The following is a 20,043-nucleotide window of genomic DNA, read 5'->3' as shown; positions in this document are numbered from 1 at the left end:
AAGAGAAAGCGGTCCCGGAGGAGGTGTGCCATGCCCGGATTCCCGCTCGAGCCACGCCCGCCGACGTTCGACCTGGCCGAGCTGGTCGGCCGAAAGGCCGAGGACGCCAGGGAACGCTGCGAGCGTGACGGCTTCCAGGTGCAAGTCATCGACCTCGGGAAATCCTCGGCGGTCACGCTGGACCTGCGCCCGAACCGCATCCGCCTCCACGTGCGCCGAGGTGTCGTCGAGGACTGCCACCAGGGGTGACCGGTGAACCTCCCGGTCCGCATGATGTCCATCACCCGGGACTGAACTCCCGCAGAGCGGGAAGAACCGGGTAACGTGCGTTGACTTACCGATCCAAGAGGGAAGGACCGGGCATGTTCCGCAAGGTTCTGGTGGCCAACCGCGGGGAGATCGCGATCCGGGCGTTCCGCGCCGGCTACGAACTCGGTGCCGGCACGGTTGCCGTGTTTCCGCACGAAGACCGCAACTCGCTGCACCGCCTGAAGGCCGACGAGGCGTACGAGATCGGCGAACCCGGTCACCCCGTGCGCGCCTACCTCTCGGTCGACGAGATCGTCGCCGCCGCCGAAAAAGCCGGGGCCGATGCCGTCTACCCCGGTTACGGCTTCCTCTCGGAGAACCCCGATCTCGCGCGCGCGTGCGAGGAAGCGGGGATCACCTTCGTCGGGCCGAGCGCCGACATTCTCGAACTCACCGGTAACAAGGCCCGCGCGGTGAAGGCCGCGCGCGAGGCCGGCGTGCCCGTGCTCGGGTCGTCCGAACCCTCGAGTGACGTCGACGCGCTCGTCGCCGCGGCCGAGGAGCTGGGCTTCCCCGTCTTCGTCAAGGCGGTCGCCGGCGGTGGCGGGCGCGGCATGCGCCGCGTCGAGGACCCCGCCGTGCTGCGCGAGTCCATCGAGGCCGCCGCGCGCGAGGCCGAGTCCGCCTTCGGCGACCCGACCGTCTTCCTCGAGAAGGCCGTCGTCGAGCCGCGGCACATCGAGGTACAGATCCTCGCCGACGGCGCCGGCAACATCATCCACCTCTACGAGCGCGACTGCTCGGTGCAGCGGCGCCACCAGAAGGTCGTCGAGCTGGCCCCGGCGCCGAACCTCGACCCCGAGCTGCGCGACCGCATCTGCGCCGACGCCGTCAAGTTCGCGAAGAAGATCGGCTACCGCAACGCCGGCACCGTCGAGTTCCTGCTCGACAAGCAGGGCAACCACGTCTTCATCGAGATGAACCCGCGCATCCAGGTCGAGCACACGGTCACCGAAGAGGTCACCGACGTCGACCTCGTGCAGTCGCAGCTGCGGATCGCCTCCGGCGAGACCCTCGACGACCTCGGCCTGAGCCAGGACAAGATCTACCTGCGCGGCGCCGCGCTGCAGTGCCGCATCACCACCGAGGACCCGGCCAACGGCTTCCGCCCGGACACCGGGATGATCTCCGCCTACCGCTCGCCGGGCGGCTCCGGCATCCGGCTCGACGGCGGCACCGCCTTCTCCGGCACCGAGATCAGCGCCCACTTCGACTCGCTGCTGGTGAAGCTCACCTGCCGCGGACGGGACTTCAAGACCGCCGTCGGCCGCGCGCGCCGCGCCGTCGCCGAGTTCCGGATCCGCGGCGTCGCCACGAACATCCCGTTCCTGCAGGCCGTCCTCGACGACCCGGACTTCCGCGCCGGGCGCGTCACGACGTCGTTCATCGAGGAGCGCCCGCAGCTGCTCACCGCGCGGCAGTCCGCCGACCGCGGCACGCGCCTGCTGACCTACCTCGCCGACCAGACGGTCAACAAGCCGCACGGCGAGCGCCCGAAGACGCCGGACGCCACGGTCAAGCTGCCGAAGCTCCCGAAGGACGCCCAGCCGGCGCCGGGCTCGAAGCAGAAGCTCGCCGAGCTGGGCCCGGCCGGGTTCGCGCGCTGGCTGCGGGAGTCGCCGCACATCGGCGTCACCGACACGACGTTCCGTGACGCGCACCAGTCGCTGCTCGCCACCCGCGTCCGGTCGAAGGACCTCCTCGCGGTGGCGCCGGTCGTCGCGAACACGCTCCCGCAGCTGCTTTCGCTGGAGTGCTGGGGCGGCGCGACCTACGACGTCGCGCTGCGGTTCCTCGCCGAGGACCCGTGGGAGCGCCTCGCCGCGCTGCGCGAGGCCGTGCCGAACATCTGCCTCCAGATGCTGCTGCGGGGGCGCAACACCGTCGGGTACACGCCGTACCCGACCGAGGTGACGAACGCCTTCGTCCAGGAGGCCACGAAGACCGGCATCGACATCTTCCGGATCTTCGACGCGCTCAACGACGTCGAGCAGATGCGCCCGGCCATCGAAGCGGTGCGCGAGACCGGGTCCGCCGTCGCCGAGGTGGCGCTCTGCTACACCTCGGACCTGTCCGACCCGGGCGAGAAGCTCTACACGCTCGACTACTACCTCAAGCTGGCCGAGCAGATCGTCGGCGCCGGGGCGCACGTCCTGGCGATCAAGGACATGGCCGGGCTGCTGCGCGCGCCCGCGGCGACCAAGCTGGTCACCGCGCTGCGCAAGGAGTTCGACCTGCCGGTGCACATCCACACCCACGACACCGCGGGCGGCCAGCTGGCCACCTACCTCGCGGCGATCAACGCGGGCGCGGACGCCGTCGACGGCGCGGTGTCGTCGATGGCGGGCACGACGTCGCAGCCGTCGCTGTCGTCGATCGTGGCGGCCACCGACCACTCCGCCCGCACCACCGGGCTCGACCTGCGGGCGATCGGCGACCTGGAGCCGTACTGGGAGAGCGTGCGCAAGATCTACGCGCCGTTCGAGGCCGGGCTGGCGTCGCCGACCGGGCGCGTCTACGACCACGAGATCCCCGGCGGGCAGCTGTCGAACCTGCGCACCCAGGCCATCGCGCTCGGCCTGGGCGACCGGTTCGAGGACATCGAGGCGATGTACGCCGCCGCGGACAAGATCCTCGGCCACCTGGTGAAGGTGACGCCGTCGTCCAAGGTCGTCGGCGACCTCGCGCTGCACCTGGTCGGCGCGGGCGTCTCGCCGGCCGACTTCGAGGCGGAGCCGAACAAGTTCGACATCCCCGACTCGGTGATCGGCTTCCTGCGCGGCGAGCTCGGCGACCCGCCGGGTGGCTGGCCGGAGCCGTTCCGCACCAAGGCCCTGGAGGGCCGGGCCGCCGCGAAGCCGGTCGCCGAACTGTCCGAAGAGGACCGGACGGCGCTGGCCGAGCACCCCCGCCGGACGCTCAACCGGCTGCTGTTCCCCGGGCCGACGAAGGAGTTCGAGGCGCACCGCGAGGCCTACGGCGACACGTCGGTGCTGCCGAGCAAGGACTTCTTCTACGGGCTGCGGCCGGGGGAGGAGTACCCGGTGGACCTCGAGCCGGGCGTGCGGCTGCTCATCGAGCTGGAGGCGATCGGCGAGGCCGACGAGCGCGGCGTGCGCACGGTGATGTCGACGCTGAACGGCCAGTTGCGGCCGATCCAGATCCGCGACCGCTCGATCGCCTCGGACATCCCGGCGACGGAGAAGGCCGAGAAGGGCAACCCGAAGCAGGTCGCGGCCCCGTTCGCGGGCGTGGTCACGCTGCAGGTCGCCGAGGGCGACACGGTCGAAGCCGGGGCGACGGTGGCGACGATCGAGGCGATGAAGATGGAGGCCTCCATCACGGCGTCGGCCGGCGGCAAGGTGGCCCGGCGGGCGATCACCGCGGTGCAGCAGGTCGAGGGCGGTGACCTTCTGCTGGTCCTCGAGTGAGCGATACGCTCGGCGGATGCTGATCAACGCGGTACCGCAACGGCAGGGCGCGCTGGGACCGCGCGCGGCGGAGCTGCCGGACGGCTGCGTGGCCCTGTCCGAGCTGGCCGGGCACGTGCTCGGCCGGCCGGTGCACCACGTCCGGCAGACCCGTTCGGTGTCCGAAGTGGACGGTGGGATCGCGTCCCGGGCCGAGCTGACCGGCGCGAACCGCGCGGCCCAGCTGGCGGCCCTGGAGGCACCGGGCGGCCCGGTCCTGACGATCGGCGGCGACTGCGGAGTCGAGCTGGTGCCGATCGGCGTGGCCCGCTTCCGCCACGGGCCCGGGCTGGGCGTCGCGTGGTTCGACGCCCACCCGGACCTGAACACGGCGGAGTCGTCGCCGTCGGGCGCGTTCCACGGCATGGTGCTGCGGTCCCTGTTCGGCGAGGGCGACCCGGAGTTCGCGGCGAACCCGGCGCTGACCCCGGGGAACGTGGTCCTCGCCGGGACGCGGGCGTTCGACCCGGAGGAACGGGCGGCGGTTGCGCGGGGGCTGGCGGTGACTTCCGTGGCGGCTTTGACGGGCGTGGAGAAGCTGTACGTGCACGTGGATCTGGACGTGCTGGACCCGGCCGAGTTCGCCGGGCTGAACTACCCGGAGCCGGACGGCTGGACGATCGCGCGGCTCGTGTCGGAGCTGGCCGAGCTGGCCCGGTTCGAGGTGGTCGGCGCGGGGATCACGGAGTGCGTGGGGACACCGCGCGAGGTCGAGGTCCTGGAACCGGTGGTGGCGGCGATCGGCCGCCTGCTCGGCTGAGCTTTCACCGGCTCCGGTCCGGTGCGTAGGCGGCGCGGACCGCTGCCATCGCCGCCGCCTCGTCCGCGCCGAGGTCCTGGGCCTGGGACGCGAATTCCGCCGCCGCCGCGGCCAGGAGGGCCGCGCGGTCCGGACGGCCCGAGGGGAGCGTCACCACCGTGCCGCGGGCGCCGGCCGTGGCCACCCAGCCCGCCGCCTCCAGCTCGCGGTAGGCCCGGGCCACCGTTCCCGACGCCAGCCCCAGGTCGCGGGCCAGCTGGCGGATCGGCGGCAGCCGGGCCCCTTCGGGCAGGGCTCCCGCCGTCACCGCCCGGATCACCTGGTCGTGCACCTGCCGCCACGGCGGCACGCCGTTCTCGGTGTCGACGACGATCTTCACGCCGCCGCCGGCAGGCGTTTCGCCGGGGCCGTCACCGCCAGGAACGCCGCCAAGCCCGCCACGACCGCCAGGAACGAGACCAAGTCGCCCGCCGGCCAGCCGACCGCCGTGCAGGCGCCGATGCCCAGGCCGACCGCCACGCGCGCGCTGCGGCAGCGCAGCGCCAGATCGGCGCGCGGGGCTCCGACCGCCGGGCGGCGCACCGCCAGCAGCGTGATCGCCGCGCTGACCACCACCGTGCCCGCGGCCACCGCGAGCAGCTTCCACTGCGCGGTCAGCCCCAGGTGCAGCAGCGATCCCGCGGCCGCCAGCGCGCCGAGCACCAGGATCCACGCCGGGACGATCCCCAGCAGCGTCCGCGGCGCCAGATCGGCTTCGCGGCGCGGACCGCGGGACGGCCGCTGTGCCAGCAGCTCGGCGATCAGGCCGCCCAGCAACAGCGTGGTGAGGATCGAGCCCAGCCCTCGGTCGTCGAGCAGCGGCGGGATCGCGAGGAACAGCCACGGGTACCAGAGCCGGCGCCGCTTGAGGTAGCGGACGGCGAGCTCGACCTCCCCGGCGTCGGGGTCGGCGATACCCCACCGCACCAGCAAGCGCTTTCCGTGCTTCTTGCCCGGCCAGAGCACGATCAAGATGGCCAGGCCGAACAGCCCCAAGATCACGGCAACCCCGAGCACGTTGTCCCACGGCATGCGGTTCCTCCTCAGCTTGTATCAACCACACGATACAAGATACCGGCGTAACCGCAGCGCGGGCCGGTCGTTGGAGGTTCGTCCGTTCGTACGCACGCCCAGGGGCAGTCGGCGGGACACTTGTCAGCTCATCGCAGCCGAACCTCGTGAAATTATCACCGTGATGACAAGAAATCGGTTTTCCTTCACGGGTGTGACACGTTTGGCGTTAGTTTTTCGATGTGTCGGTTGTCATCCGGGCAACAGGCACGGGTGCCCGGCCGCGAGGTGCCCGCGACCGGTGTCCGGGGCGGAGCGAAGGAGCTGCGATGTCGGTGGAGCGCGGATTCGATCACGCTGCGCCGCCGCCACCCGCCGCTCTACCGCGCAAGCTCGCCGACATCCTGCGCCCCGAGCTGGCCAGCCTCGCCGCCGAAATCGTCGAAGAGATCCGCGCGACCATCCCGGCCTACGCGCGCCCGCTTGACGGGCCCTACGGCAAGTCGATCCGGGCCGGCGTCGAATACGCGATCACGCTGTTCGTCGCGCAGATCGCGGACCCGACGGTGTCGAAGGAACAGTCTCACGAGGTGCACCACCGGCTGGGGCAGAACGAAATGCGCGAGGGCCGCAGCCTCGACACGCTGCAGTCGGCCTACCGCGTCGGCGCGCGGGTGTCGTGGCGGCGCATCATGCGCGTCGGGCGGCGCAGCGGCCTTTCCTCGGCGGTGATGTCCCAGCTGGCCGACGCCATGCTGGCGTTCATGGACGAGCTCGCCTCCGTCGCGCTCGACGGCTACCTCGAGGCGAAGGCGCGCACGGCGGGAGCGCTGGACACCTGGCGCCGCAAGCTGCTCCACCTGATCCTCGAGACGCCGCCCGCGTCCCCGAAAGCGATTGCCGAGCTGGCCCAGCTGATCGGCTGGCCGGTGCCGGTGGACGCGACGCCGGTGGCGGTCTGCCCGGCCAGTGGCGTCGCCCCGGCCCGCCGGCACGCCGGGCTGGACGCGGACGTCCTCGCCGAACTCGACACGCCGGACCCGAAGCTGGTCGTCCCGGGTGAGCTGAGCGGCGCCCGGCTGGCGGCGCTGCAGGTGGCGCTGCCGGACTGCCGCTTGGCGATCGGCCCGTGCGTCCCGCTCGCTTCGGTGGCGGATTCCCTGCGCTGGGCCCGGAACGCGCTGCAGCTGGCCGAGCGCGGCGTCCTGGCGGCGCGCCCGGTGCTGCGCGCGGAGGAGCACCTGGCGACGCTGCTGGTCAACTCCGACACGGGCCTGGTCGGCACGCTGCGGCAGCGCCTGTTCGCGCCGCTGGCGGAGATGACGGGCAAGCAGCAGGAGCGGCTGCTGGAGACGCTGCGGGCGTGGCTGGACAGCCAGGGCAACGTGGTGGAGATCGCCGAGCGCCTGGGCGTCCACCCGCAGACGGTCCGCTACCGCATGCGCCAGCTGCAGGCGACCTTCGGCGAGAGCCTCCGCGACCCGGCGGCCCGCTTCGAGATGGAGCTGGCGTTGCGGGCGGGGGCGGCGCCGATGCCGTTGCGGTACCCGGTGAGCGAGCTGCTGCCGTCCCCGCGCTCGGGCGGTTCGCGTCCACAGTGGATGGCGCCGTAGCCGAGGTGGTCGGCCGCCACGCCCGAAGGCCCGTTCAATGGGCAACCGGGATCAACTGGAGTTCACCGGATGGTGGTTCCAGACCGATCGGGTTCAGCCGGCTGCGCGTTGTGCTGCCAGTACTTCTTCGGTTATCCGGCTCGGTTCGGTTACCGGAGAAGGAATGTTGCGAACGTTGGGCAGGTTCACGGGCGTTCCGACGTTGACGAACTTCGTTGCGGGATTGGTCGATGCGACGGCCTGAAGGTCGGCGGAAAAGGTCTGCCCGTCGGCGACAATGAGCCGGCATTGTGACGCGATGAGGCTGGCGAAATAAGGGCCGGCTTCGGTGGTGGCGTCGTTCGGGACGACGAGCTTCTGTGCGTTGATCGAGCCGGCGCCGGTCGAGGCTTGAACGCTCCGCCAGACGAGGTCGGTGTCGGGGCTGTTCGCCGAGGTGAGCAAGCATGTCTTGAAATGGGACGATACGTCCGGATGGTCCGGTTCGGTGTTGAGTAAAAGGACTGCGGCCAGAATTCCCAATGCACTTGCTCCGAACGCAGCAATGATGGCGATTCGTCGTCCACTTCGTGGCGGAGTGGTGGTGAGAGCTGTGGGCATGCAAAGCAGCTTAACGGTGCCACGGGACGTTCGTGGGCGGTGGGAAAAACTGTTCAATGATGATAAAAATACTATTTGCCGGGTTTTGTCGATTGACTGCCCGGTTTCGACTGTGCTGTATTGACGGTCGGTTTGATCGCCGCAGCCACGAGGGGGAGTGGTCATGCTGGTGCGCCCTGGGCGGATCGCCAAGCACTGTGTTCCCGTTGTCGCCTTCACGGTCGCCATGGCCGTCGGGTTCGGACAGTCGGCCGCCCAGGCGACCGAGGCCACCTGGCGGTACTCGGCCACCGTGACCGCGCGGGACATCGCCACACCCGGCCAGCTCGCCGGCTCGGCTGCGGGACGAGGGCACACAGCGTCGGCCGCGGACACCAAGGCGCCCGACGGTGTCCAGGGACACGCGCCCGGGGTTGCGCCGCACCAGCTCCAGGCCGCCACCGCACACCAGCGGGAAGCCGCGCCGCGGCTCTCGTCGGATACCGCGGCGGTGACCGCTGCGGGTACGTCCACGCCGCCGGGCAAGGGCGAGAGCAGTTTCGACGCAGCTCGCAGCTCCCTGCGGGCGAACGCGGGTGACGAGCACACCCTGGTCTACGACAATCCCGATCGCACCAGCACGGCGAAGATTTCGGCCGGCCGCGTCCAGTACTTCCGCCCGGACCGCCGCTGGGCGCCGATCGACAACACGCTGACGCGGGCCGGAAACGGGCGCTGGACCAAGAAAGCCGACTCGCAGGACGCCCAGCTGGCCCCGAACGCGGCCGATGCCGCACTCGGCTCACTGGCCGTGGGCACCGGGCAGCGGGTTGCGTTCGGCGTGGCCGGGGCGGCCCCCGCCGTGCCGCAGGTCTCCGGCGACTCCGCGACCTACCGGCTGGTGCGGCCCGACTCCGACGTGCAGCTGCAGACCGTGGAATCGGGTATCAAGGAATCCCTGGTGCTGCGGTCGTCCGCGGCACCGACGTCGTGGGTGTTCCCCCTGACCGTGCAAGGGCTCACGCCGTCGGTCGCCGCGTCCGGTGACGTGGTCTTCACCGATCAGTCGGGCGCGGAGCGCGTGCGCATCCCCCACGGATCGATGATGGACTCCGCCGTCGACCCGCGGTCGAACGAAGGTGCCTGGTCCAGCGGCGTCACCTACCGCCTGACCACGAGCAACGGTGGCCCGGCCCTCCAGGTCGACCTGGACGCGCAGTGGCTGCACGATCCCGCGCGCAAGTTCCCCGTCGTGGTCGATCCGACGACGCTGACGAGCACCGCGTCCACCTACGTCATCAACACCGACTGGACCAACCACTCAGCGTCCCCCCTCTTGAACGTGGGCTCCTACGACCACGGAGCGCATGCCGCGGGAGCAGCGCTCAAGTTCGACAACTTCGCCGGCACGTTCGCCAACGACTTCATCCGGGGCGCGTGGCTTTCCGTTTACGACGCCTTCGACCAGTCCTGCACCCCGCAGGAGGTGAAAGTCTGGTCGATCCCCAAACAGTGGTACCCCGACGGGGTCAACGCCGACAGCCCGTTGTTCGGTTCAGTGCTGGGGTCGAAGTCCTTCGCCAGCTCTCCCAAATGCTCCGGCGGGAAAACGGGCAGCTTCAACTGGGCCACGATCGGTCTCGACCCGTCGGCGTTCGACTCCTGGGCGCACGGCGGCGGTGTCTACGGCTTGAGCCTCAGCGCCGACGGCCACTCGGCGTCGAGCTGGAAGCAGCTGGCGTCCAGCACGTCGGCCAACAAGCCGTACCTGTCGGTGGACTTCAGCCCGTACGGCGTCAAATGGCCGGAAAACCTCTCCTGGAGCACCACGCCCACCGCCGCGACCGACGGCGTGCTGCAGGTCCCCGTCCAGAACTGGGGAAATGCCGCGTGGACGTCGGGCAACGGCTACCAGCTGCGCTACACGCAGACGAACGCCGACACCGGCGCCTTCCTCTCCCAGGGCACCGCGGCCGTGCCGGGAACCGTCGCGCCGCAGCAGTCGGTGACCATTCCGATCACGATCGCCCACCAGCCCCCGGGGACCCCGTTGCGCGTGGTGCTGGACATGGTGGCGCCGGACGGCTCGTCCTTCAGCAGCTGGTTCGCCCCGACCGAAACCTTCGACTACACGCCCGCCGACATCGCGCCGCAGATCGACCGCCAGTCGCCGCCGTCCAATGTCACCGAAGGCACGCTCACCCCGACGTTCAGCGCGACCGGCCACGACCCGGACAACTACAAGGACCCGGTGACCTACGGGTTCTGGGTCTGCCCGGCCACCGCGAAGTGGCCCGATGGCTGCACTGCGTCCGGTTGGCTGCCCGCCGGCATCAGCGCGTGGACCGTGCCTGCGGGCAAGCTCGCCTACAATCAGAGCTACTACTGGATAGCCGAGGCCTACGACGGCATCCAGGCGAGCTACCCGAGCGCACCTTCGTGGTTCACCACGGTCGTCGGGCAGCCGGTCATCACTTCCCATCTCGCGCAGAACTCCGACCAACGCGGATTCGACCCCGAGATCGGCAACTACACCACGGCCGCGACCGATCTGACCGTGCCAGGGGCAGGTCTGAAGCTCGGCGTGGAACGCACCTACAACAGCCTCGACCCGCGGACGCCCGGAGCGTTCGGAGCCGGGTGGTGGTCGGTGTTCGACATGCAGGCCGTCCCAGACGCGGACGGAACCGGCAACGTGGTGGTCACCTACCCGAACGGGCAGGCCGTCCGGTTCGGCCGCAACGCCGACGGCACGTTCACCGCGCCGCAGGGCCGGTACGCCACCCTCACACCGACCGGTACCACGGGATACACGCTGGTCGACAAGCTCGGCACCACCTACGTGTTCACGGGATCGGCGGGCGCGGTCGCGTTCCCGATCGCGTCGATCACCGACCGGCCCGGGCACCAGGAGCTGTTCACCTACGCCGGCGGGCGGCTGACGACCGTGACCAACACGACTTCGCACCGCGCGCTCCACCTCACCTGGACGACCCCGGCCGGTGCGCGTGCCGCCCACGTCAGCGTCGTGGCCACGGACCCGGTCGGTGCCGGAAACCCGGCGTCGGCTGTCACCTACCAGTACACCGCCGACCAGCTGAGTTCGGCGTGCCGTCCGGGGCCGGAATGCACCGGGTACACCTACCAGGCGGGTGCCCACGACAGGTCCGTCGTCCTCGACGCCGAGCCCTCGGCCTTCTGGCGGCTGGCGGACCAGCCCGGTGCCGAGCAGGCCGTGAGCGAGGTGCTCCAGAACGAAGGCGAAGACACCGCACGGCGGGTGAACGTCGCGTTCGGAAAACCGGGGCTCAATCCCACCGCGACCGCCGCGGAGTTCGACGGCACCCAGTCCTTCGTCCAGCTGCCCCAGGACCAGATCAAGGGCGTGGCGTTCCTGACCGTCCAGCTGTGGTTCTCCACGACTTCGTCCGGGACCGCGCAGATGCTGCTGGCCACCGGGAACGACCCGGCGAACACCGCGAACCCGAACGGCGGTGCCATGCCGGTGCTCTACATCGGCACGGACGACAAGCTGCACGGCCACTTCTGGGACACCACGATGGCCGGCATGGCCTCGGCCGCCCCGGTCAACGACGGCAGGTGGCACCAGGTCACGCTCACCGGTTCGGCCGGCGCCCAGGCGCTCTACCTCGACGGCAAGCCGATCGGCACGGAATCCGGCACCATCTTCAACGTCGACCCGTACACGATCGTCGGTGCGGGCGTGTTCAACTCGAACGGCTGGCCCGCCGCTCCCGGCGGCAACACGTGGTCCCACTTCCACGGCTCGATCGCCGACGTGGCGGTCTACCCGAAGCCGCTGTCGGCCGTCCAGATCGCCTCCCAGTACGACGGCGCCGCCAATCCGGCGGCGCTGCTGACCGGAACGACGCTCCCCTCGGGCAAGACCGCGGCTTCTGCCCGCTACGACACGCGGGCGGACCGGCTCGTCGAGCTCACCGACCAGAACGCCGGGACGTGGCACGTGGGCGGCCCGACGGTGTCGGGGACTTCGGAGATCTACCGGTCCACCGTCCTGGGCGCGGCGCCGTACGGGTACTGGCGGCTCGGTGACAGCGCGGGCACGACGGCCGCCGGTGAGACGGACACCCAGACGGGGACCTACACCGACGCCACGCTCGGCGTCGAGGGGCCGTTCGGGCGGAACGACAGCACCGCCGCGTCGTTCAACGGCACCAGCAGTTACGTCCAGCTGCCGGCGAACGAAGACCCCAAGCAGGTTTCCGGATGGACTTCGGTCATCCCCAATGGGCCGTTCGCGATCGAGCTCTGGTTCTCCACGAAGACCAGCGGAGTGCTGTTTTCCTACTCGGAGCAGCCGATCACGGGGACTCCGAGTGCCACCTACGACGATTACACCCCGGCGCTCTACGTGGGGACCGACAACAAGCTCCACGGCGCGCATGCCTCTGACTTCGGGAACAACGTTCTCACGCTGCAGAGCAAGTCCACGGTCACCGACGGGAAGTGGCACCACGCTGTCCTGTCGGTCGACGGGGCACTCCAAACCCTGTACCTGGACGGCACCTCGGTCGGCACGTTGGACTATTACAATTCCGATGCCAGTGAATACATCTATGCCGGTGCCGGGTTCATCGGGAACCAGTGGCCCGCCGCACCGCAGCAGGGAACGAGCACGCTCGGGCACCCCAGCTACTTCACCGGCAGCCTCGCCGAAGTCGCCATCTACCGGCACGAGCTGAGTTCCGACGACGTCGTCCACCACGTCAAGGCGTACGGCAATTCGCTGTCCCACGCCTCGCCGACGCTCAGCGTCGCCGTCGAGGACCCGGCCGGAAACCCCCAGAACTACACCTACGACCCGTACAACGGCGGCCGCCTGGTCAGCTCGAGCGACGTGCTGAACCACACGACTTCCTACGGCTACGACACCGGCGGATTCCTCCACACCGTCACCGACCCCAACGGGGTCCAGGTGATCACCGGCCACGACGTCCGCGGCAACGAGGTTTCCCGGACGACGTGCCAGGACTTCTGGAGTTCGAAGTGCTCGACCGCCTACTACACCTACTTCCCGGACGACACCTCGACTTCCCTGCAGCCGGACCCGCGCAACGACGTGGTGACCAGTTTCCGGAACGGGCGGTCCACCGACGCCACCGACGCCCGGTACGCGACCCGCTACACCTACGACGTCAACGGAAACCTGCTCTCCACTGCCGGGCCCGCGGTCGACGGAGCTCCGGCCGGCCAGACCACCAGCACCGTCTACACCGACGGGACGACGGCGTTCCCGAGCATCGACGGCGGAGCGGCGCCACCCGCGCTCCCGGCGAAGACGACCACGCCGGGCGGTGCGACGACGAGCTACCGCTACTTTTCGAACGGGGATCTCGCCGGCGTCACCGACGCGACCGGCCTCGTCACGAGCTTCACCTACGACGGTCTCGGCCGGGCACTGACCTCCAAGCAGACCAGTGACAGCTACCCGGCGGGTCTGGTCACGGCCCTGTCCTACGACGCGGCCGGCCGCCAGACGACCGTGACCGCGCCCGGCGTCACCGACCGGGTCACCGGCGCGGTGCACACCGCCAAGACGACCACGAGCTACGACCGGGACGGCAACATCGTCCAGCAGGTCGTCGCCGACACGACCGGCGGCGACGCGGCCCGGACGACGAAAACCGGTTACGACGACTCGAACCGGGTGGTTTCGACGACCGATCCGGCCGGTGCCGAAACGAAGTACACCTACGACGTCCTCGGTCATCGCACGTCGCTCACGGACCCGGCGGGGACCACCACCGCCTACGAGTACCTGGCGGACGGTCACCTCGCGACGACCACGCTGCGCGGGTACAAGGCCGCCGACGGCTCCACCCGCGACCTGGTCACCCAGTCCCTCGCCTACGACCCGGCGGGCCGGCTCGCGTCCACCACGGACGCCATGGGGCGGGTCACGAACTACCGGTACTACGACGACGGCAAGCTGCAGTCGAAGTCCCACCCGGACCCGGTCACCGGGAAGACGGGGTTCAAGGAAGCCACCTACGAGTACGACTCGGCCGGCAACAACATCACGGTGTGCCGCAACAACTGCCAGTACGGCCCTCAGGCCTTGTTCCAGGGCCTGTTCACCCGATACCGGTTCGACGCGGCCAACCGGGTCACCACGGCCACGACGCAGTACGACTCCGCCAAGATCGGCACTATCCCGGTCCCGCAGCCGCGCAACTCGGTCACCAAGCTGACCTACGACCCGGACGACCACCCGGTCACCGTCTCGTCCACGGACGAGCAGTCGCCTTCGGTCAACGGCACGAACATCGGCTACACCTACGATCCGCTCGGCCGCAAGACGAGCGAGACGGTCCAGCAGGCGCTGCCCGCGCAGGCGGCGGACGCCGCGTTGCTCGCGCAGTGGGACCTCGCCGACGGCACGACGACGACGGCGGCGGACGGTTTCGCCGGCGTGACCGCCGGCCCGGCGACCCCGCTTCCGCTGGACGGCGCCTGGTACCCCGCGTCGGCGAGCAAGGTCTGGAACGGGCAGGCCGCCCGCCTTGCCTGGCAGAACGACGGCAACCTCGTGCTCTACCGCAACAGCGACAACGTTCCGATCTGGAGTTCGGGGACCGGCGGCAAGAGCCCGAACGCCGTGCTCTGCCTGCAGACCGACGGGAACATCGTGATCTACAGCGATCCGACGTTCAAGACCGCGCTGTGGCATACCCAAACCTGGGGCAACCCCGGTTCCACAGCTTCGCTGACGGCACGGGGTGAACTGGTTGTCACCAGCCCGTCGGGTGCGACGCTGTTCACGAGCCGCTCCGCGCAGGTCGGGTTCAACAACCCCGCGACGTTGTCCGGTGGCGCGTCCTGGAGGGCGACGGATTACTACTCGGACGCCTACGACGCCATGGGCTCCGTCCGGTTCGACGGTGTCACCGGGCAGGCGAGCACCGCCGGGCCGGTGGTCGACACCACCGGTTCGTTCTCGGTGTCGCTGTGGGTACGACCGGAGGAGCTCGGCGCTCGCTCCCAGACTTTCGCCGCTCAGCAAGGCGCCCAGCAGCCCGGGTTTGCGCTCGAGTACCAGGGATCGACCGGCAAGTGGGCGTTCACGAGGGCCCTGACCGATACTCCGAATGCACCGGTTGTTTCGGCGCAGGGTTACGTGTCGGGTAGTTCGGCCGGCGGAGACTTCTGGAGGCACCTGGTCGGCGTCTACGACCGCCCGAGCGGCAAGATGTCGCTCTATGTGAACGGCGAACTCCAGTCGACCGTCACCGACACCACGCCGTTCGCGGCCAAGGGGGCCTTCCTCATCGGGCGGGGCTTCGCCAACGGCCAGGCGGACGCTTTCACCAACGGCAAGATGAGCAACGTCCGGGTCTACTCCCGGGCGCTGGGTGACAGCGAAGTCAAGGATCTCGTGCGCACGTCTTCCAGTACCGGACCGGGGCAGCGTGGCCTGGCCGGGTACTGGCGCCTCGCCGACGGTTCCGCCGACGCGGCCGCCCCCTCGGGGGCAGGCGCGGCAGCCACGCCCAGCGGCGAGGTCAGCTGGTCCGCGGAACACGGCGGTGCCGCGCAGTTCGACGGTGCCTCGGGGGCCATCCAAAGCAAGCTGCTCACCGGGTTCGGCCACACGAAGAGCTACACCGTGGCTGCCTGGGCGAAGCTGGACACGACGGCGAAGTCGCAGACCATCGTCTCCCAGGACGGGGCGACGCTCTCCGCCTTCGCGCTCCGGTACGACGCCACGGCGAAGAAGTGGGCCCTCACCGCGCCGGTTGCGGACACCGCCGGGGCGGCGCTCACCAGCGCGGTGTCCGCGACCACCCCGGTGGCCGGCGTCTGGACCCACCTCACGGGTGCCTACGACGCGGACGCGCACCGCCTGAGCCTCTACGTGAACGGCCAGCTCGCGGGTTCGGTCCCGTACACGGCGTCCACTTCGTACGAGGGGAAGCTCGTCATCGGGGCGGGGATGAGTGCCAAGGTCCGTTCGGAATGGCTGGACGGGCGCGTCTCGGGCGTGAAGGTGTTCCAGCAGGTCCTCACCGCGGACCAGATCGGCACGTTGTACGCGGGCGGGAACCTCCTGCACCCGACGACGACGCAGACCACCACCTGGACCGTCGATCAGCGCGGTCTCACGACGTCCATGACCGACGCCCGGGGCAACGCGCCGGGTGCTTCGAAAGCCGCGTACACCACCACGTACGAAAACGACGAAGCCGGCCGGCTCGCGTCGGTCCTGGCTCCGATGGTCAACACCGAGGTCGCGGGCGGAGCCGCGACGCCGACGCGGCCGCGGACGGTGACCGGCTACGACACCTTCGGCGACGTCACCGAGACACAGGACCCGACCGGCAACATCACGACGACCGGGTACGACCCGGCCGGCCGCCCGGCTTCGGTCGCCAGGCAGTCCTACACCGCGCCGGGAGCCACGGCGCCGGTCAACGCGGTCACGGTGACCACCTACAACCAGCTGGGCCTGCCCGCGACGGTGACCGATCCGCTTGGCAACCAGACCGGGTTCACGTACGACCAGCTCGGAAAGCCGGTGAAGCGGACCGACCCGGCGGGCGGTGAGTGGACCTACGTCTACAACGCCGACGGCGAACTCACCGCGGCCACCGACCCGACGGGGGCGCAGAACCAGCTCACCTATGACTACCTGGGCCGGAAGCTGACGAGCACCCAGGTCGTCCGGCAGACCGGCGCGGCGTACACGACGACGTACGGTTACAACGGGCAAGGCGATCTCGCCACGGTGACCACGCCGGCCGGGGTGCTGACGAAGGGCACGTTCGACAACGCGGGCGAGCAGCTGACCGTGGTCGACGGCGCGGGGAACACGACCACCAACTCCTACGCCAACGGCCGGCTGGTGGCGACCGTCGCGCCCGACGGCAGCAAGGTCAGCCGCGGCTACGACGCCGCGGGCCACCTGACCAAGCTCAGCGAGTCCGACAGCACCGGCGCGGTGCTGCGGACCACCAGCACCGGCTACGACGCGGTCGGCAACCGCACTTCGATCACCGACGCCACCGGCGTGACCACGGAGTTCGGCTACGACCCGGCGAACCGGCTCGTCAGCCAGCTCGAACACGCGTCAGCCACTTCGAGCATTGCCACGACCTACGGGTACGACGCGGCGGGCAACCGGACCCGCTACACCGACGGCAACGGCAATCCGTGGATCAGCACCTACAACGCGTGGGGCCTGCCGGAATCCCAGGTCGACCCCGGCACGCCGGCCTTCCCGGCGCTCGCGGACCGCACCTCCACCACCGGCTACGACGCCGCGGGACGGCCAGCGAAAATCACGAAGCCCGGCGGGGTCCGGCAGACCCGGACCTACGACGTCGTCGGCAACCTGAAACGGGAAACCGGCAGCGGCGCCGGTGTCGACACCCCCGACCGGGAGTTCGGCTACGACACCGCCGGCCGGCTGACCTCGGCGTCCGCGCCCGGCGGCACGAACACCTTCACCTACGACGACCGCGGGCTGCTCACCGGCACCGACGGGCCGTCCGGGAAGGCGTCGTTCGGCTACGACGCGGACGGCCGCACCACCAGCCGCACCGACGCCGCCGGAACCACGGCCTACACCTACGACAAGGCCGGCCGCCCGGCGACCCTGACCGACCCGCTCGCGCAGGTCGTGGGGACCTACAGCTACACGAAGCTGAACCAGCTCGCCGGGATCGACTACGGGACCGGGAACAACACCCGGGCGTTCACCTACGACGCCCTGCACCGCCTCAAGACCGACACCTGGAAGACGAGCACCGGGACGGCGGCCGGCTCGATCACCTACGACTATGACCTCGCCGACCGGGAGACCGGCAAGACCACCACCGGGTTCGCCGGCTCCTCGGCGAACGCCTACACCTACGACCAGGCGGGCCGGCTGTCCACTTGGGACAACGGAACCGCGAGCACGGCCTACGGCTACGACGCCGCGGGCAACCGCCGACGATCGGCTCCCGGACGTTGACCTACAACGCCCGTGACCAGCTCGTGAACGACGGAACCCGGACCTACGGCTACACCGCCCGCGGTACCCGCGCCGACCTGCCGTCCGACGCGTTCGACCAGGAGCTTGCCGGCGACAGCAGCTACGACGCCCTCGGCCGGCTCGTCGCCCACGGCACCACGAAATTCGCCTACAGCGGTCTCGGCGCCACCGTCGCGTCCGAAGGCGACACGACCTACAGCCACCACGCCGATGGCGGCGGGCACGCCGCCGCCAAGGCCGGCAGCGCGCTGATCACCCTCACCGACCGGCACGACGACCTCGTCGGCAGCAGTACGCCCGGCGGAACCGCGCTGGCGGGCTCGACGACGTTCGACCCGCTCGGCAAGCCGACCGCACGCGCGGGCACCCAGTTCGACCTCGGCTACCAATCCGGCTACACCGACGGGACCTCGGGCCGCGTCAACATGGGCGCCCGCTGGTACGACAGCGACAACGGGCAGTTCGGCAGCCGCGACACGGTTTCGAACAGCCCCAACCCGTCCAGCGCCAACGCCAACCCGTACGCCTACGCCAACGGGAACCCGGTCAACGGAACCGACCCGACCGGCCACACGTGCTGGGGTTGCATCGTCGGCGGGGCGATCGGCCTCGTCGGCGGGGCCCTGATCGGGTGCCTCGCGACCATCGAGCTCGGCTGTGTCGGCGGCGCGGGCGTCGGAGCCTGGCAGGGCGCGGGCTGGGGAGCCGCCGCCGGGATCTGGGGCGGCTTGGCCGCGCAGGTCGTGTCCGACATCAGCAACCCGGACTGGGCGGGCGGAGACACCACCGGCATCCCCACCGTGGAGGTGCCCGTCCGTCCCCTGCCCGTCATCACTGGTATCCAAGCCGGAGCCGGCGGACACGTGGCGTCCACCGTCCGCGCCCGCCCGTACGTGCCGCGGCCGCCACCACCGCCGACGCCGACCGACTACGCGAAGAAGCCCCAGCCGCACCCGTTCGACCCGATCCTGGGTTCCGGTTCCGGGATCGCGGCGTCGATCGCGCAGCTGATCTCCGTCGTCACCGCGCTCGCGCTGCCGGCCGACGAGCTGACCCAATACCAGCCGGAGGACCTGGGGACACTCACCAGCGGAGGGCTGGCCGTGGGCGAAGCCCTCGGCCTGACCGACTCGCCCGGTGGCCCGCACCTGCCGAAGCCACCGTCGCCGCTGGACCTGTTCAACATCGGCAACAGCATCATCGGCCTCCACGACTGCGACACCATCACCGACTGCGCAGCGGCAGCACTCGGCATCATCCCCGGCGAAGCGCTCGCAGGCGCCGCCGGCCGAAGCCTCGCCGATTCCTCGGCCGCTGTCACGAACGACGGCCCGGAAAGGATCCTGTTCGGACAGGCCAGAATCAGTCCGGAATATTCCGGAAAACCAAGTGCGCCCGACTACCTGCGGAACCGCAACATCTACGATGTGGCAAGTGATCTCATGAACGGCCGGTTATCTCCGGACCAGTTCCACGTAGTCGCGTTCAGGCACCTCGAAAGTGGTGAACTTGTCACCAACAACAATAGGAGTCTTGCGGTGCTCAGTCTGGCCGGTCTGCGCCCGACCAACCTGCGAATCCTGATCACGCCCGAGGAGATCGCTCGGGCGATACAAGACGGAAGCGTTGACAGGGACATACTCGATCGGCTGAGGGAAGGGAACCCGCTCGGAGATACACTGCCGTCTGTCCGGATACCTGTCACGCCGTCCCAACGTGATTTGACGATCGACTATGGCGATCCACGGCGGCCAGGCGTGATCTACATCCCAGGGGAGGCGCCATGACTCACCGACGCGTCGGAGGCGATGAAACACGCACCCGATATACATCCGCTCCTCGGGTTGCCATTGCCGCACGACCGAACAACCTGCCCACCTTGATCATGGAGTTCCCCTGCGCCGCGTGGAGCGGGACCGGACCAGGGCCGACGACCAGGCTGACGTTCGCCGAAGTGTTCGAGTATCGATTCATCGAATCCAAAATCGCCTATTTTGAATCCAATTCGGAAGATTCCGCACTTGCGTTGATCGAGATCGTCGATTCGCAACTCAAAGAGCGGATCCTCGGCAAGGGTTGGTATCGAAATATTGCACCAGAAGGCGAATGGCTGCCCGGTGCAAAAGACGCTGATTTGCACCATTATCGGATCGGTTTCGACGAACACGGACACTATGAAATTGTATGCCTTGGAATTGACATAGAAGAAACAAGTAGTGAATGGAGCTAGTCAATTGGTGGCCT

General features: G+C 69.7%; 10 protein-coding genes. 7 read left to right on the top strand and 3 right to left on the bottom strand.

Annotated features, from left to right (window positions below):
• Positions 1-30: 30 nt before the first annotated feature.
• The 3 genes from AB0M30_RS16605 to AB0M30_RS16595 all read left to right on the top strand — a co-directional run bounded on the left by AB0M30_RS16605 (position 31) and on the right by AB0M30_RS16595 (position 4,539).
• Positions 31-249, top strand: coding sequence for a hypothetical protein (locus AB0M30_RS16605; RefSeq protein WP_364584851.1), 219 nt, complete (start codon positions 31-33; stop codon positions 247-249).
• A 113-nt stretch (positions 250-362) separates the two neighbouring features.
• Positions 363-3,740, top strand: a complete 3,378-nt coding sequence (locus tag AB0M30_RS16600) for a pyruvate carboxylase (RefSeq protein ID WP_364584849.1) — start codon at positions 363-365, stop codon at positions 3,738-3,740.
• Between the two features lie 16 nt (positions 3,741-3,756).
• Positions 3,757-4,539 (top strand): arginase family protein, encoded by a 783-nt coding sequence (locus AB0M30_RS16595; protein WP_364584847.1) that lies wholly within the window; start codon positions 3,757-3,759, stop codon positions 4,537-4,539.
• Between the two features lie 4 nt (positions 4,540-4,543).
• Here AB0M30_RS16595 and AB0M30_RS16590 read toward each other — a convergent pair whose 3' ends face one another.
• Both AB0M30_RS16590 and AB0M30_RS16585 read right to left on the bottom strand, forming a co-directional pair.
• Positions 4,544-4,918: a GntR family transcriptional regulator gene (locus tag AB0M30_RS16590; RefSeq protein WP_364584845.1), complete on the bottom strand. Its 375-nt coding sequence runs from the start codon at positions 4,916-4,918 to the stop codon at positions 4,544-4,546.
• The gene (locus AB0M30_RS16585; protein ID WP_364584843.1) at positions 4,915-5,610 is read right to left on the bottom strand and encodes a hypothetical protein; all 696 of its coding nucleotides are present in this window, start codon (positions 5,608-5,610) and stop codon (positions 4,915-4,917) included. Before AB0M30_RS16585 ends, AB0M30_RS16590 begins: the two co-directional genes overlap by 4 nt.
• 308 nt (positions 5,611-5,918) lie before the next feature.
• On the opposite strand from AB0M30_RS16585, the gene AB0M30_RS16580 reads away from it, so the two are divergent.
• Positions 5,919-7,202: a helix-turn-helix domain-containing protein gene (locus AB0M30_RS16580; protein WP_364584841.1), complete on the top strand. Its 1,284-nt coding sequence runs from the start codon at positions 5,919-5,921 to the stop codon at positions 7,200-7,202.
• A gap of 93 nt (positions 7,203-7,295) precedes the next feature.
• Here AB0M30_RS16580 and AB0M30_RS16575 read toward each other — a convergent pair whose 3' ends face one another.
• Positions 7,296-7,802 carry a hypothetical protein gene (locus AB0M30_RS16575; protein ID WP_364584839.1) on the bottom strand — a complete coding sequence of 169 codons (507 nt, stop codon included), beginning with the start codon at positions 7,800-7,802 and terminating at the stop codon, positions 7,296-7,298.
• 163 nt (positions 7,803-7,965) lie between these two features.
• Between AB0M30_RS16575 and AB0M30_RS16570 the strand changes: the two genes are divergently transcribed.
• The 3 genes from AB0M30_RS16570 to AB0M30_RS16560 are packed head-to-tail and all read left to right on the top strand — an operon-like array spanning position 7,966 to position 20,029.
• On the top strand, positions 7,966-17,778 hold the full coding sequence (locus AB0M30_RS16570) for a LamG-like jellyroll fold domain-containing protein (protein ID WP_364584837.1): 9,813 nt from the start codon (positions 7,966-7,968) through the stop codon (positions 17,776-17,778).
• A complete protein-coding gene (locus tag AB0M30_RS16565; RefSeq protein ID WP_364584835.1) occupies positions 17,775-19,586 on the top strand; it encodes an RHS repeat-associated core domain-containing protein in 1,812 nt (603 codons plus the stop codon). Before AB0M30_RS16570 ends, AB0M30_RS16565 begins: the two co-directional genes overlap by 4 nt.
• The gene (locus AB0M30_RS16560; protein ID WP_364584833.1) at positions 19,583-20,029 is read left to right on the top strand and encodes a hypothetical protein; all 447 of its coding nucleotides are present in this window, start codon (positions 19,583-19,585) and stop codon (positions 20,027-20,029) included. The genes AB0M30_RS16565 and AB0M30_RS16560 overlap by 4 nt, the downstream gene beginning before the upstream one ends.
• The last annotated feature ends 14 nt before the right edge of the window (positions 20,030-20,043 follow it).

The organism is Amycolatopsis sp. NPDC051716, from assembly GCF_040681595.1.
In the GTDB taxonomy this organism is placed as follows: domain Bacteria; phylum Actinomycetota; class Actinomycetes; order Mycobacteriales; family Pseudonocardiaceae; genus Amycolatopsis.
This window is presented reverse-complemented; position numbering and strand designations above follow the sequence as displayed.

Coding starts and splice junctions, on each gene's coding strand:
- AB0M30_RS16575 (WP_364584839.1), bottom strand. CDS start 7,802: ATGCCCACAGCTCTCACCACCACTCCGCCACGAAGTGGACGACGAATC.
- AB0M30_RS16580 (WP_364584841.1), top strand. CDS start 5,919: ATGTCGGTGGAGCGCGGATTCGATCACGCTGCGCCGCCGCCACCCGCC.
- AB0M30_RS16595 (WP_364584847.1), top strand. CDS start 3,757: ATGCTGATCAACGCGGTACCGCAACGGCAGGGCGCGCTGGGACCGCGC.
- AB0M30_RS16600 (WP_364584849.1), top strand. CDS start 363: ATGTTCCGCAAGGTTCTGGTGGCCAACCGCGGGGAGATCGCGATCCGG.
- AB0M30_RS16585 (WP_364584843.1), bottom strand. CDS start 5,610: ATGCCGTGGGACAACGTGCTCGGGGTTGCCGTGATCTTGGGGCTGTTC.
- AB0M30_RS16570 (WP_364584837.1), top strand. CDS start 7,966: ATGCTGGTGCGCCCTGGGCGGATCGCCAAGCACTGTGTTCCCGTTGTC.
- AB0M30_RS16560 (WP_364584833.1), top strand. CDS start 19,583: ATGACTCACCGACGCGTCGGAGGCGATGAAACACGCACCCGATATACA.
- AB0M30_RS16605 (WP_364584851.1), top strand. CDS start 31: ATGCCCGGATTCCCGCTCGAGCCACGCCCGCCGACGTTCGACCTGGCC.